We start from the raw sequence: 13,421 nt of genomic DNA, 5'->3' as shown, positions 1-13,421 counted from the left end.
TCAGGAGAGCAGCGCGATGAAGTCGCCGATCGCGGTGAAGGGCAGGCTCTCGTTCACGACGCCGGCCCGCACCGCAGCCCCGGGCATGCCGTAGACCACCGCCGAGTCCTCGCTCTCGGCCACCACCGTGCCCCCGGCCGCGCGGACCGCCCGCGCGCCGTTCACCCCGTCGTCGCCCATCCCCGTCAGGATGATGCCCACCGCGCGGCTGCCGCCCACCTGCGCCACGCTCCGGAACAGCCGGTCCGCGCTCGGAACGTACCGGTCCCCAGGCGCCGGCGCCCCCACCCGGATCCGGATGTCGCCGCTCAGCCCGACCCCGCTGCCCGGCGTCACCGCGATCTCCATGCACATCCTACCCGGGCACACATACGCCTTGCGGGCCACCACCTGCTCGCCGTTCTGCGCCTCGACCACCCGGAGGCCGCCCTTCCGATCGAGCCGCTCCGCGAACGTGCGGGTGAACTTGTCCGGCATGTGCTGCGCGATGAAGATCGCGCCGGGGAAACGATCCGGGATCCGGTTGAAGATCTCGAGGAGCGCCGTGGGCCCGCCCGTCGACGAGCCGACCGCCACGAGGTGGCGCAGCGAGACGCCGAGCCGCGACGACTCCTGCACCGCGCGCGGCGACGCAGGCTGCGCCGCCCGCGCCGGGGCCGGCGCGGCCGGCATCGGAGAGCGGGGGCGGAGGTAGCGCACCAGCAGGACCTTCTGGATGATCTCCCGCCGGATCTGCGCGTCCGCCGTGAACTGCCGGTCCGGCTTCGCCACGAAGTCGACGGCGCCCAGCTCGAGCGCCTTGAAGACGTTCTCCTTGTGGCTGTAGCTCGAGACGATGATGACGGGCGTCGGCTGCCTCGCCATCAGGATGCGGAGGAAGGTGAAGCCGTCCATGCGCGGCATCTCGAGATCCAGCGTGATCGCGTCCGGCCGGAGCTGCGCGGCTTGACGGAGCGCGTCGTCGCCGTCACCGGCCTTGCCCACGACCTCGATCTCGTCGCTTCCGCTCAAGATCTCGGCGATGTTGCGCCGGTTGTACGCGGAGTCGTCGACGACGAGCACGCGCAGGGGAGCGAATGTCATGAGCGCAAAACCTTCCGCCGGAGGTTCATTCTACCCCACCCGGAGCGCCATGGGACCAACCGTCGCCTGCGCAGCCTCGACTTCGTCGGCGCCTCATCCGCCCTCCTCCCCGCCGCCCCGCTCCGGGCCGCCCCGATCGGGCGAGATCTCCGGGATCCCCAGACGCAGCGTGGCCGCCGGCTTGCGGTACACGAGATCCTCCCGAAGGTGCACGAGCTCGAACGCGGTCGTGACGTTCAGGAGCGACTCGGAGTGGCCCAGCAGGAGGAACCCGCCGGACGAGAGGCGCTCGTAGAAGATGTCGATCACGCGGCGCCGCGACTCCTCGTCCAGATAGATGAGGACGTTGCGGCAAAAGATGACGTCCACGCGCCCGATCACCGCCGCCCGCGACGAGTCGAGCAGGTTCAGGTGGCCGAACTGGCAGAGCGCCCGCAGCTCGTCCACAACGTGGAACCCGTCCGGGCGCTCCACGAAGTAGCGCCGCTTGAGCTCGGGCGGCGTCGCGCGGAACGACGAGGCGCCGTACACCCCCCTGCGCGCCGCGATCACGCAGCGGCGGGAGATGTCGCTGCCGAAGATGCGGACCTCGCGGCGCTCCGCGGCGCCGGACTCCCGCGCGGCGATCGCGATCGAGTAGACCTCCTCGCCCGTCGAGCAGCCCGCGCTCCAGATGGACAGCCGGCCCTTGGCGCCCCCCGCCTTGACGATCATGGGCACGAGCTCGGTCATGAGCGCGCGCAGCTGGTAGTCCTCGCGGAAGAAATACGTCTCGTTGACCGTGATGAGCTCGAGCGCCTCGTCGAGCTCGGCGCGCCCGCGGCTGTGGAAGCGCAGGTACTCGTAATACTGCGCGAACGACGAGAGCCCGAGCTCGACCACCCGCTCGCGCAGCCGGCGCTCCATCGACGTGCGCGCCTCGGGCCCGAAGTGGAGCCCGCAGTGCTTGTTGAACAGGTCACGCAGCCTCTGGAACTCGTCAGGCAAGAGGCGGATCTCGTCGTCCCGCCGCCGGTTCACAGCACCTTCCCCGACGGCGGCCCGCCGGTCATCCCCGAGGGGGACGCCGGGGCCTCACCGCCGTCGATCGCCACGGGCGCGCTCGGCCGCTCCGCGGCGTCGCTCCAGGGAGGATCCGAGCGGAACGGCGCGCCCCCCTGCGCCGCGGCCGCGATGAGATCGGGCTCCCCCGACGCGCGCACCAGCCCGAGCAGCTCGCGCGCGCGCGCCCGCTCGTCGCTCGCGCGGTCCGAGAGCGACGCGTACAGGCGGCCCAGCGCGCGCGCCGCGGCGAGCCGGACCTCGCGCTCCTCGTCGGCCAGGGAGAGGCTCAGCACGTCGAGCGCAGAGACGCCCGCCGCCGCCGCGATCGCGGTCACGGCCGCGCGGCGCGCGCGCACGTCCCCCGCCGACGCGGCGCTCGTGAGGAACGCGATCTCCTCCGGCTCCGCGTCGCCGAGCGCCTCGATCACGATCGCCGCCGCGAGCTGGGTGTCCTCCGCCAGCGCGAGCCCGCGCGCGAGCTCGCGCGCCGTCTCGGGGTAGCGCTCCGTGAGCCCCGCGAGCGCGCTCTCCGCCGCGCGCGCCACCGGCAGCGAGATCGCGCGCGTCTGCGACACGATGAGCGGGAAGTCGACCGCGGCCCCGATCTTCGCGAGCCCGTAGAGCGCGCTGGTCGCCACGAGCGTCGAGGGGCTCCGGACCGACCGCCGCACCGCGCCGAGCAGCTCGGCGAGCGTCGCGTCGATGTCGGGCCGCTCGCCGTCCAGCGCGCCCTCGCGCCCGCCCTGCTCCGCGATCGCCACGGCGCCGTCGAGGAGCGCGGCCGTCGCGTCGTCGACGCCCTCCCAGAGATCCGGGTCGGGATCGATGTGGCGCTCGAGGTAGGACAGCACCGAGGGCAGCGCCTCCGCGCCGAGCAGCCCCAGCGCGCGCTGCGCCGTCTCGACGAGCGCGGGCTCGATCATGGCCTGCACCGCGGCGTCGGCCGCGCCCGGGGCGCGCGCCATCGCCGCGAGCAAGAGCGCCTGGGCGCGCCCGCTCACCGGATCCGCGCCGAGGCCGCGCCACGACGGGGGCTCCGCGCCGCCCGAGCCCGGCGCGCCGGCGGCGGCCTGCACGAGGCGGGCGCCCACCTCGGGCGGCGCCGCCCGGAGCGCGTCCACCGCGTGCGACGCGAGCGGCCCCTCGGCGAGCCGCGCGAGCGCCCGGACGAGCTGCGCGAACGCGCCGCCCCGCGCCGTCGCGAGCGCCGCGCAGAGCGCCCGCGGCGCCTCCGGGCTCTCCGCGAGCGCCGCGGCGACCAGCGCCGCCGGCCGGAGGATCGGGTCGTCGATGAGCGACGAGAGCACCCGCCACGGCACCGGCGCCTCGAGCCCGTTCAGCCCGTTCAGCGAGGTCAGGCGCACGAAGCGATCCCGATCGGCGAGCCGCTCGTACAGGATGTCCGTCACCCGCTCGCGCGCGATGAGCCCCATCCCGGCGATCGCCTCGATCGCGCTCTGCCGCAGGTTGTCGTCCTGCTCGGCGAGCGCCGCGTAGAGCGGGTCGAGCGCCGCCGGGTCGCGCGTGCGGCCGAGCGCGTCGACGACGAGCTTGCGCTCGTCCCCCGCGAGCGCGCCGAGCGCGTCGACGAGCGCCGGCGTGGCGTCTCGGCCGCAGTAGCCGAGCACCTCGATGGCCGCGTTCCTGAGGCCGACGTCCTCGCTCTTCTGAAGCGCGTCGAGGAGCGCCGCGACGAGGAGCTGCGGGGCGGACGGCCGCTCGCCCTCCGCGCCGGCGCCGGGTGAGGCCGGCCGCTCCCCCTCGACGGCCTGCGCCGGCGCGGAGGCCGGCGCGGCCTGGATCAGCCGGTGGCAGGCGTAGGTCGCCTCCTTGCGGACGCGCCAGTCGGGATCGCCGAGCGCGCGGAGCAGCAGCGGCAACGCCTCGACGACGTCGGCCCTGCCGAGCCGCGCGGCCGCCTGGCGGCGCTCCTCGGCGTCGTCCGCGGAGAGCGCCGCGGCGATGACCGCGATCGGCATCGGCGTGCTCCGCACGCTGGGCGAGATGGACTCGGGCTCGGCCGGCCAGGAGCCCGCGTCGCCCGCGCGCGGGCCCTCGAACGGACCCAGATCGTCGAACGCGCGGCTCACGGGGCCTCCAGGAGGGCGCCCGACGCGGCGAGCGCGAGGGCGAGCTCGATGAAGCGCCCGACGTCGAGCACGAAGATCATCCGCTCGTCGTGGGTCGTCACCCCCGTGATGCCGCGCAGATCGCTGCTGCCGCCCACCGGCGGCGTCGGCCGGTAATCGCCGCTCGTCCCGAAGACCTCCGTCACCGCGTCGACCACGAGCCCCACCGTATGCGTCCCCACGTCGACAAGGATCCACTTGGTGCTGCGGGTCGGATCGACCGGAGGCAGCCCGAAGCGCACGCGGAGCTCGATGACCGGCACCACCTCGCCGCGGTGGTTCGCGACGCCGGCGACCTCGGGGGGCGTGTGCGGCAGCGTGGTCACCTCGAGCGGATTCACGATTTCGCGGACCCGCGTGATGTCGATCGCGTAGTGGACGTCGCCGACCACAAAGCCGACGAGGCTCTTCTGCGGGTCGGGACGGCTGCGCTCTCCAGTCAACGGCATCTGAGCCTCCGAGCGCCCGGGCTCTACGAGCCGCCCGGGCGCGGACGAAATCGTCCGTTAGGACGCGAGTATGGCCTGCAGGTCGAGCAGGATGATGACGCGCGGCTGCGCCTCGCCCTGGGTGCCATCCGACGCGCTCGCCCCGTGCATGGGCCGGGCGATGCCGGCGATGTAGCCCGCCACGTCCCCCCCGAGCGCCGTCGCGGCGTGCTCGATCTCGGCGTCGGCGAGCCGGTAGACCTGCTGGACCTCGTCGACGAAGAGGCCGAGCGTCTCGCCGTTCGCCGCGTCGACGAGCAGGATGCGCGCCCGCCGCTGCGCCGCGCTCTCGTGCAGCCGCATCCGCCGCCGCAGATCGATGACGGTGACGAGCTGCCCGCGCACGCTGACGATGCCCATCGTCGAGTCCGGCGCGCGCGGCACCGGGGTGAGCGGGGGCGGCTTCAGGATCTCGCGCACGAGCGAGACGGGCGCGGCGTAGGTGTCGCCCGCGAGCGTGAACGCGAGGTACTCGGTCCGCGGGCCGCTCGCCTGCGCGCGCGAGTTCCGCTTCGAGACCGGTATCCGGGCGGGCCTTCGGGTGAGGTTAGCCATGGGTGCTCCGCGGATCGTTGCGCTGCCGGTCCCCGCCGTGGAGGATCTCCTCGATGAGCGCGGGGGCGTCGAGGACGAGCGCGATGCGCTGGTCGCCGAGCTCGGTGGCGCCGGAGAAGCCGCGCACCGAGGAGAGCGACGGGCCGAGCGCCTTGATCACGACGTCCTGCTGCCCGATGAGCGTGCTCACGACGAGGCCCAGCCTGCGCGCGCCGACCGACGCGACGACGATGTACTTGCGCTTGCTGCCCCCCTGGAGCCCGAGCGTCGCGCGGCCGCCGTCGCCCCGGCGCCCGCCGCCCACCGCGGCGCGCGCCGCCGAGCCGCCGCGCGCGCCGCCGAGCAGGCCGGCGATGCGCGCGCTGAGCTCCTCCTCCTCGTTCAGGCCGAAGAGCCGCGCCAGGTAGCAGAGCTGGAGCGTGCTGTTGCGCAGCGTGATCATCTCGCGGCCGTCGATCTGGCGCACCGTGGCCTCGTCGAGCGCGACCGCCTCCTGCACGTTGGTCAGCGGGATCGCGAACAGCCGGTCGGCGACCCGGACGATGAGCGCGCTGATGATCGCGAGCGTGATCGGCAGCGTGACCGTCATCTTGGTGCCGATGCCGGGCTCGCTGTGCACGTCGATGACGCCGCCGAGCTTGCTGATGTTCGTCTTCACGACGTCCATCCCGACGCCGCGCCCCGAGATCTCGCTGACGTCGGTCTTGGTCGAGATGCCCGGCTGGAAGATGAGGTTCAGCACCTCGCGGTAGCTCGTCGTCCGCGCGTCCTCCTGGGTCATGACGCCGCGGCGCAGGGCGGCGTCGAGCAGCTTGTCGACGTCGATGCCCTTGCCGTCGTCCTCGATCTCGATGACGACGTGGTTGCCCTTCTGGAAGGCGTTCAGCGCGATCGTGCCGACCGCCGGCTTGCCCACCGCCTCGCGCATGCTCTTCGACTCGATGCCGTGGTCGATGGCGTTGCGCATCATGTGCATGAGCGGGTCGCTGAGCTCCTCGACGATGAGCTTGTCGACCTCGGTCTCGGCGCCCGTGATGACGAGGTTCACGAGCTTGTCGGCGTCGCGGCTGATCTGGCGGACGACGCGCGCGAGCTTGTCGAAGACCTGCCCGAGCGGGACCATCCGGACCTCGAGGATGCCCGCCTGCATCTGGGCGAGGTGCCGGTCGAACGTCCGCTGGAGCCTGTGGAGATCGAGGGAGAGCTCGCGCTCGGTGGGCGCCGCGCGGAGCCGCTCGACGAGGCGGCCGAGCGCGGAGCGGACGAGGGCGAGCTCGCCGACGATGTTCATCAGCCGGTCGAGCTTGTGGATGTCGACCCGCACCGTCTGCGCGACGGAGCGGATGGAGCTGAGCTCCCCCTTGCGGTTGCCGCGCGCGCTCGACGGCGGGCTCGCCGCCGACATCGAGCCGGTCAGGTCGACGGCCCGCGACACGCCGGTCGGCGCGCCGCCCCGGAGCGCCGCGGACATCGACGGCATGCCCGGCGGGGCGACCCGGCCGTGGCCGTTGTTGTTGCGCCGGGGGATCTCCTCGACGGCGGCGCCGGCCTGGTGCAGCGCGCGCTGGAGCTCCTCGAGCGGCGCGCGCGAGGCCATCAGGATGTCGAGCTCGATCGAGTCCTGGTCCGCGCCCGCGCCGGTCGGCAGGTAGGTGATGATCTCGCCGTACGGCTTCGCGGTGATCTTCAGGTCGTCGAGGGCCTGATCGATCGTGGCGAGGTGGAACTGCACGCGGAGCCGGAACAGGGTCATCCCGCTCGCGATGTTCGTGCGCAGCCGGTGCTCTTCGTACTCGGTGAGCACGGAGAGCAGCCCCGGATCGAGATCGTAGTTGTCGTCGGGGAGGCCGGCCGCGCTCGGGCCTGCGTCCTGGTGCAGCTGGCGCAGGAGGTCGTCGACCTCGGGCATCGGCGCGTCGCGCCCGTCCTTCTCGTTCTGGAGGATGCGCCCGTAGAGCTCGACGCTGCGGAACAGGAGGTCGAGGACCGACGCGCTGATCTCGATGCGCCCGAGGCGGAGGTTGTCGAGCAGCTCCTCGAGCTCGTGCGAGAGGGTGGCCATCCGGGTCGCGCCGAAGAGCCCGGCGAGCCCCTTCAGGGTGTGCACGGCGCGGAAGACGTCGTTGATGACGTCGGGGTCGACCTTGTTGGTCCGCACCGCCTCGTCGAGCGCGAGGAGGTCGCGCCCGAGCCCCTCGACGATCTCCTGCGCTTCCGAGAAGAACTCTTCGCGCGCCCGATCGCCGCTCTCGACCATCAGCCGCCGCCTCCCTCGCCGGAGCCGGGCTGCTTGGCGCGGGCCGCGGGCTCCTCCGCGCGCGGGGAGGCAGCGGAAGCGCGATCGTCGACGCCGGCGGCGCCGTCAGCGGACGGCGAGGCGCCGGCCTGCGGCGCCTCGGCCCGCGCGTCGAGGCTCGCGACCACCGCGTCGCGCAGGGCCTCGGGCGTGAACGGCTTCGGGAGGAAGCGGTCGGCGCCGAGGCGGAGCCCGCGCTGGATGTCGCGTTCGGTCGCCTGCGTGGAGATGATGAGGATCGCGACGTGCCGGTAGCGGTCGCTCTGCCGGACGAAGCGGATCACCTCGAGCCCGTTGATGTCGGGCATGTTGATGTCGGTGATCACGAGGTCGAACGCGCCGCGCGGCAGGAGCCGGAGCGCGTCGAAGCCGTTCACGGCCTCCACGATGTCGACGTCGCCCGCGAGCCCAAGCACGCGGTCCTCCAGCGTCGAGCGGATGTACGCTCGCATTGCCGGCGAGTCCTCGACGATCAGGATGCGTGCCATGCGGCGACAGGGTAACGGAAATCGGCCCGGGGAGACCAACTCGCTGAGCGCCCGGAGGCGACGCGCGCGGTCTTCGAGGCGCGCGGGCCTATGTACGGCGGTCTCCCTCCCGGAGTAAACCAGCGCGAGCGCCTCCCTGCACGATCGGCGAGGCGGCCGCGCGGGCGGCGCGGCCAGCGCCTCGGTGTGGGGTGCCGCCCTCCCCGCCGGCGCGGCCGCGCGGCCGTGCCCGCCCGGCGGGGCGGCCGCGGGGAGGGGGCCGCCTGCGGCAGCGAATTGACATCGCGGCGTCCGATGCGCGCTAATCGCGCGCGTGAAAATCCTCCTTTGTTCTCCAGCGTTCCGGATCCTGCTCGCCGCCCTGTTCGCTCTGTCGAGCGTGGCGTGCGGCGGCGGGCTGCGGGTGACCCGGATCAACTCCGCCCAGAAGAAGCCGAACAACGTCTGGGTGTTCTTCAGCGTCGACGCCGGCGAGGACGAGCCGGTGGGCGGCCTCACGGCCGAGGACTTCGAGATCTACGAGGACGGCGAGATCGTCTCGAAGTTCGAGAGCAAGCAGACCATCCAGAACCCCGAGGTCGCGGCGGTCATGTACACGATGCTGCTCGTCGACATGAGCGGCAGCATCACCGAGGCGGGTCAGGCCGACGCCCTCGTCGACGCCGCGCAGTCGTTCAGCGATCGGGTGGGCAAGAGCCAGAAGGTCGGCGTCTACGCGTTCGACGGCGAGGTAAAGATCCACTCGGTGGTGCCGTTCACCGAGGCGCAGGGCTCGGTCGAGGGCGGGCTCGAGGGGCTCCGGAGCTACAAGCCGAAGGACCCGTCGACGAACCTCCACGGCGGCGTGGTGGAGGGCATCCGGGAGCTCAAGAAGCAGCTCGACAAGGACCGGCGCCCCCTCAAGTTCGGCACGCTCGTCGTCTTCTCGGACGGCACCGATCGCGCGAACCGCGTGAGCCGGGAGGACATGCTGAACGAGCTCAAGAAGGAAGACTACGAGAACTACCAGATCTTCGTCGTCGGCGTCGGCGCCGAGATCGAGAAGGCGCGGCTCGACGAGATCGGGCGCGACGGGACCGAGCTCGCGGCGGACCAGGCGAAGGTCAAGGAGTCGTTCGACAAGATCGCGGCGAAGATCGAGGCGCACATGAAGCGCTTCTACCTGCTCTCGTACTGCACGCCGGCGCGCGCGGGGGAGCACGAGGTGGAGATCAAGGCGATCCGGAAGGATCCGTCGGCCTCGGGGTCGCTCGCGTGGAAGTTCAACGCCGACGGGTTCGGGCCGCCGCCGGAGTGCGATCCCAACACCCCGCCGTCGTTCGAGCTGAAGGCGACCGTGCCCGCGGACGACGACGGCGGCGGAGCGGGCGGGAAGGCGAGCTTCAAGGCGAACGCCAACGTGAAGGTCGAGGCGAAGTGAGGTGCGCCGCGGCCGCGCGAGGCGGCCGCGACGCCGTTCCAGCGGCTCGCCGCGCCCCGCGGCGGGCCTGATCCAGCCAAACTCGAGCCTCCTCCCTCCCGTCGACGTTCACGCGTCGGCGTTCACGCCTCGATGTTCACGCGTCGGCGTTCACGCCTCGACGTTCATCCTCCTCTGCTCGGCGCCGGCGCCTGCTGCGGCGTGGCGCGCGCTGCCATCAGGACCCGCCAGGCGGTGGCGCCGAGAAGGACGGTGCCGCCCACGGTCGACCAGATCCCGGGGCGCTCCCCGACGAGGAGGAGCGCCCAGACGGGGTTGAGCACCGGCTCCAGGAGCACCAGCAGCGAGGCCTCGACGGCCGGCGTGTGGCGCATGCCGCGGCTGAACAGGGCGGTCGCCACGCCGATCTGCACCGCGCCGAGGAACACGAGGAGCCCGAGGTCGACGAGCCCCGGGCGGGCCGCGCCGCCCAGGGCCATCGGCAGCGCGCCGAGCCACGCGAGGACGTTGCCCCAGACGAGCACCGCGGGGTTGTCGTCCGGAGCGGCGCGGAACCTCATGATGCACAGCGCGAACGCGAGCCCGGAGAGGAGCGCCAGGGCGTTGCCGAGGAGCTGCCCCGCCGAGAGCTGATCCAGAAAGAAGAGCGCGAGGCCCAGGATGAAGATGGGGGCCGCGACCCTCTCGCCGCGCGAGGGCCGCTCGCCCAGCAGCCAGGGGCTGAGCAAGAGGACGTACACGGGCGAGGTGGACTGCAGGAAGATCGCGTTCGCCGCCGTCGTCAGCTTGGTGGCCTGCACGAACAGCACCATGACGGCGGCGTAGATCGCCGCGACGCCGAGCGTGCGCCACGAGGGGAGGCGGCGCGCGCCCGGCATGGCCAGGCCCAGCGCCAGCGCCGCGATGAACGCGCGGGCCGAGGCGACCTGCCACCCGTCGAGGGAGATCAGCTTGATGGCCGCGCCTCCGGTGGACCAGAGGACCGCGGCGGCGAGGATCATCAGTCGAGAGCGGAGCATGGGCGACGAGGGCGGCGAGCCTAGCCGAACGGTCGACGAGGCGCGCAGGGGCAGATTACGCTGCTCCGCGATGCCACCCCGCCGCCCCGAGCGCGCCGACCGCGACATCGATCCTCGCTCCCGCCGCTCGGAGGAACGCGCCTCGCCCAGGTCGCCGACGTCGCGCGGCGCACGCCGCCGCGGGCGGCTCCTCTCGCTCGCCGTGGCGGCGCTCGTCTCGGCGGCCCGGCCCGCGCCGCTCGCGGCGCAGCCGAGCCCCGCCGAGCAGGCGAGCGAGGACCTCTCCGCGGCCCACGAGCGCTGGAGAGCGGCCGTCGAGAGAGACGATCTGGCCGAGGGCGCCGCCCTCGCCGACAGGTACTTTGCGCTGCTGGAGGGCACCTCCGGGCTCGACAACGAGCTCGCGCATTTCTACCTCGGCTACGGCGACTACGCGCGCGCCGAGGCGCTGCTGGTGCGGGGGCTGACGCGCGAGCAGCCCTCCTTCAACGACGAAGGGATGCTCTATGCCCGGCTCGCCAACGTCTACCTGGACCTCGGGGACCTCCAGAGCGCCGAGGAGCTCCTGAAGCGAGCCCAGCCGCTCCTCCAGGGCTGGGGCGAGTTCTATGCCGTCGACTCGCTCGCGCGGCTGTACCTGGAGCGACGCGCGCTGCGCTCCTTCGCGGAGGCGCTCGACAGGATGCGCGTGATCCTCAGGGAGGCCACCGGCGGCTCGGGGTGGGCCTACGCGATCCCGGATCTGCGCGCCGCGCAGCTCTCCTTGCGGCGCGGGCAGGTCGAGGAGGCCGAGCGGCGCCTCCTCGACCTGCGCCCGCGGCTCGAGCCCGCGCTCCCGGCGCAGAGCGCGGTGCGCGCCGATCTGCTGGAGGAGCTCGGCGTGCTCTTCACCCGCAAAGGCGATCCCGCGGCGGAGGCGCTGCTCCTCCAGGCGCTGGTGATCCGCGAGCGGGTCTTCGCGCCGGATCACCCGGCCATCGTCCGCGCGCTGGGGCACCTCGCGAACCTGTACGTCGCGCAGGGCCGGACCGCCGTCGCCGTGCGGACGCGCGAGCGGGCCGCCGGCCTCCAGGACCGGAGCGCCCGGGCCAACCTGGCGAGGGGCTCCGAGCGGCAGAAGCGCCTCTACATGGGCCTCGTCCAGCGCGACACCGACGCGACCCTCTCGCTGCACCTCCAGGATGCCCCGCGCGACCAGGCTGCGGCGCGGCTCGCCCTGCGGTCGATCCTCCGGCGCAAGGGGCTCGCGCTCGACGCCATCGCCGAGAGCTTCGCGTCGCTGCGGCAGAGCCTCGACGCCGAGGGCCGGGCGCTCCTCGGCGCCCTCACGCAGCTCGACGCGAAGCTGTCCACCGCGATCACGCGCGGCCCGATCGACGTCCCCGCCGAGGAGCACCAGCGCGAGGTGCAGCAGCTCGAGGCCGAGCGCCAGCGGCTCGAGTTCCAGCTCGCCGCGCGGACGCGCGCCGCGCGCCCGGCGGACGCGAAGCAGCCGCCGATCACCGTCGAGGGCGTGCAGGCGGCGATCCCCGACGGGGCGGCGCTCGTCGAGATCGTCCAGTACCGTCCCCATGACCCGTTCGGGCCGCCGGTGAGGCCCACGTGGGGCAAGCCTCGCTACGCGGCCTATGTCGTCGGGCGGCGCGGGGGCGTCACGGGGGTGGATCTCGGCGACGCCGCCGCCATCGACGCGGCGGCCGCGGAGCTCTCGCGGGACCTCTCGAACCCGGAGCGAGACCCCCGGGAGCGCGCGCGCCACCTCGACGCGCTCGTGATGCAGCCGATCCGGGGCGCCCTCGGCCCCGCGCGCTGGCTCCTCCTCAGCCCGGACGGCGCGCTGAACCTCGTGCCGTTCTCCGCGCTCGTCGACGAGGAGGGCGGCTATCTCATCGACCGCGCCTCCTTCACCTACCTGACCAGCGGGCGAGATCTGCTGCGCGCCGCGGGCGCCGTGGCGCCGCAGGCCGGAGCGCCACGTGGAAGCGTGCTGGTCATCGCCGACCCCGCGTTCGGCAGCCTCTCGGAGCTCGCGCCGGACGACGACGCCACGCGCGGGCTGCGCTCCGCCGAGCTGGCCGGGGCGCGCTTCCCGCCCCTGCCGGGCACGGAGCGCGAGGCGGAGGCGGTGCGGAGCGCGCTGGCCAGCACGACGGTCCTGACCGGCCCGTCGGCCACCGAGGAGGCCCTCAAGCGGGCGCAGCGTCCGCGCGTGCTGCACATCGCGACGCACGGCTTCTTCCTCCCGGACCAGGGCTCCCCGGGCGAGCCGGCGAACACCCGCGGCGCCGAGATCGAGGGCCACGCTTTTCGCGAGAACCCGCTCCTGCGCTCGGGCCTGGCGCTGGCCGGGGCCAACGCGCGGCGGAGCAGCTCGGACGAGGACGACGGCATCCTGACCGCGCTCGAGATCTCCTCGCTGGACCTCCACGGGACCCAGCTCGTGGTGCTCTCGGCCTGCGAGACCGGCCTCGGCGAGGTGCCGCGCGGCGACGGGGTCTACGGGCTCCGCCGCGCGCTGCTGCTCGCCGGGGCGGAGACGCAGGTGATGAGCCTGTGGAAGGTCGGCGACATGGCGACGCGGGATCTCATGACGTCGTACTACGCGGCGCTCGCGCGCGGCGGAGGGCGCAGCGAGGCGTTGCGGTCGGCGCAGCTCGAGATCCGGCGTGAGCGCCCGCACCCGCACGCGTGGGCCGGCTTCATCACCTCCGGCGAGGGCGCCGCGCTCGACGGCAGGCGGGTCGCGCCGACCTTCCCGCGTGCGGCGCCGGGCCCGCGCGGGTGCGCCTGCGCGGCCGGCGAGGGCGGCCCGAGCGCTCCGCCCGCGCTCGCCGCGCTCGCCGCGGCGCTCGTCCTGGTCGCGCGGAAGCGCTGGCCCCGCAGGGCTGGGAATTGGTAG

General features: G+C 73.5%; 10 protein-coding genes. 2 read left to right on the top strand and 8 right to left on the bottom strand.

Features of this window, described 5'->3' with window-relative positions; genetic code table 11:
* From cheB to WMF12_RS08340, 7 genes are all read right to left on the bottom strand, one after another.
* Window positions 1-1,083 carry a chemotaxis-specific protein-glutamate methyltransferase CheB gene (cheB, locus tag WMF12_RS08370; protein WP_272101288.1) on the bottom strand — a complete coding sequence of 361 codons (1,083 nt, stop codon included), beginning with the start codon at window positions 1,081-1,083 and terminating at the stop codon, window positions 1-3.
* Window positions 1,084-1,176: 93 nt separating this feature from the next.
* A complete protein-coding gene (locus tag WMF12_RS08365) occupies window positions 1,177-2,103 on the bottom strand; it encodes a CheR family methyltransferase (RefSeq protein WP_437745075.1) in 927 nt (308 codons plus the stop codon).
* Entirely contained in the window at window positions 2,100-4,217 is a 2,118-nt protein-coding gene (locus WMF12_RS08360) for a HEAT repeat domain-containing protein (protein WP_437869896.1), read from the bottom strand. Before WMF12_RS08360 ends, WMF12_RS08365 begins: the two co-directional genes overlap by 4 nt.
* Window positions 4,214-4,705 carry a chemotaxis protein CheW gene (locus WMF12_RS08355; RefSeq protein WP_012234231.1) on the bottom strand — a complete coding sequence of 164 codons (492 nt, stop codon included), beginning with the start codon at window positions 4,703-4,705 and terminating at the stop codon, window positions 4,214-4,216. The genes WMF12_RS08360 and WMF12_RS08355 overlap by 4 nt, the downstream gene beginning before the upstream one ends.
* Window positions 4,706-4,762: 57 nt before the next feature.
* Entirely contained in the window at window positions 4,763-5,299 is a 537-nt protein-coding gene (locus tag WMF12_RS08350; protein ID WP_012234230.1) for a chemotaxis protein CheW, read from the bottom strand.
* On the bottom strand, window positions 5,292-7,556 hold the full coding sequence (locus WMF12_RS08345) for a chemotaxis protein CheA (RefSeq protein ID WP_437869895.1): 2,265 nt from the start codon (window positions 7,554-7,556) through the stop codon (window positions 5,292-5,294). The genes WMF12_RS08350 and WMF12_RS08345 overlap by 8 nt, the downstream gene beginning before the upstream one ends.
* Entirely contained in the window at window positions 7,556-8,083 is a 528-nt protein-coding gene (locus WMF12_RS08340) for a response regulator (RefSeq protein ID WP_437745072.1), read from the bottom strand. The genes WMF12_RS08345 and WMF12_RS08340 overlap by 1 nt, the downstream gene beginning before the upstream one ends.
* A gap of 313 nt (window positions 8,084-8,396) precedes the next feature.
* Between WMF12_RS08340 and WMF12_RS08335 the strand changes: the two genes are divergently transcribed.
* Window positions 8,397-9,503, top strand: coding sequence for a VWA domain-containing protein (locus WMF12_RS08335; RefSeq protein WP_437869894.1), 1,107 nt, complete (start codon window positions 8,397-8,399; stop codon window positions 9,501-9,503).
* A gap of 164 nt (window positions 9,504-9,667) precedes the next feature.
* Here the strand turns inward: WMF12_RS08335 and WMF12_RS08330 are convergent, their stop codons facing one another.
* Window positions 9,668-10,522 carry a DMT family transporter gene (locus WMF12_RS08330; RefSeq protein ID WP_437869893.1) on the bottom strand — a complete coding sequence of 285 codons (855 nt, stop codon included), beginning with the start codon at window positions 10,520-10,522 and terminating at the stop codon, window positions 9,668-9,670.
* A gap of 70 nt (window positions 10,523-10,592) precedes the next feature.
* On the opposite strand from WMF12_RS08330, the gene WMF12_RS08325 reads away from it, so the two are divergent.
* Window positions 10,593-13,421, top strand: a complete 2,829-nt coding sequence (locus WMF12_RS08325; protein WP_437869892.1) for a CHAT domain-containing protein — start codon at window positions 10,593-10,595, stop codon at window positions 13,419-13,421.

This window comes from Sorangium sp. So ce363 (genome assembly GCF_051520435.1).
In the GTDB taxonomy this organism is placed as follows: domain Bacteria; phylum Myxococcota_A; class Polyangia; order Polyangiales; family Polyangiaceae; genus Sorangium; species Sorangium cellulosum_B.
The sequence above is the reverse complement of the archived record's forward strand: the minus strand, read 5'-3'. Positions and strand labels throughout refer to the sequence as shown.

Excerpts from the sequence above, each read along its gene's own strand:
- WMF12_RS08350 (WP_012234230.1), bottom strand. The coding sequence starts at position 5,299 with ATGGCTAACCTCACCCGAAGGCCCGCCCGGATACCGGTCTCGAAGCGG.
- WMF12_RS08330 (WP_437869893.1), bottom strand. The coding sequence starts at position 10,522 with ATGCTCCGCTCTCGACTGATGATCCTCGCCGCCGCGGTCCTCTGGTCC.
- cheB (WP_272101288.1), bottom strand. The coding sequence starts at position 1,083 with ATGACATTCGCTCCCCTGCGCGTGCTCGTCGTCGACGACTCCGCGTAC.
- WMF12_RS08325 (WP_437869892.1), top strand. The coding sequence starts at position 10,593 with ATGCCACCCCGCCGCCCCGAGCGCGCCGACCGCGACATCGATCCTCGC.
- WMF12_RS08355 (WP_012234231.1), bottom strand. The coding sequence starts at position 4,705 with ATGCCGTTGACTGGAGAGCGCAGCCGTCCCGACCCGCAGAAGAGCCTC.
- WMF12_RS08345 (WP_437869895.1), bottom strand. The coding sequence starts at position 7,556 with ATGGTCGAGAGCGGCGATCGGGCGCGCGAAGAGTTCTTCTCGGAAGCG.
- WMF12_RS08340 (WP_437745072.1), bottom strand. The coding sequence starts at position 8,083 with ATGGCACGCATCCTGATCGTCGAGGACTCGCCGGCAATGCGAGCGTAC.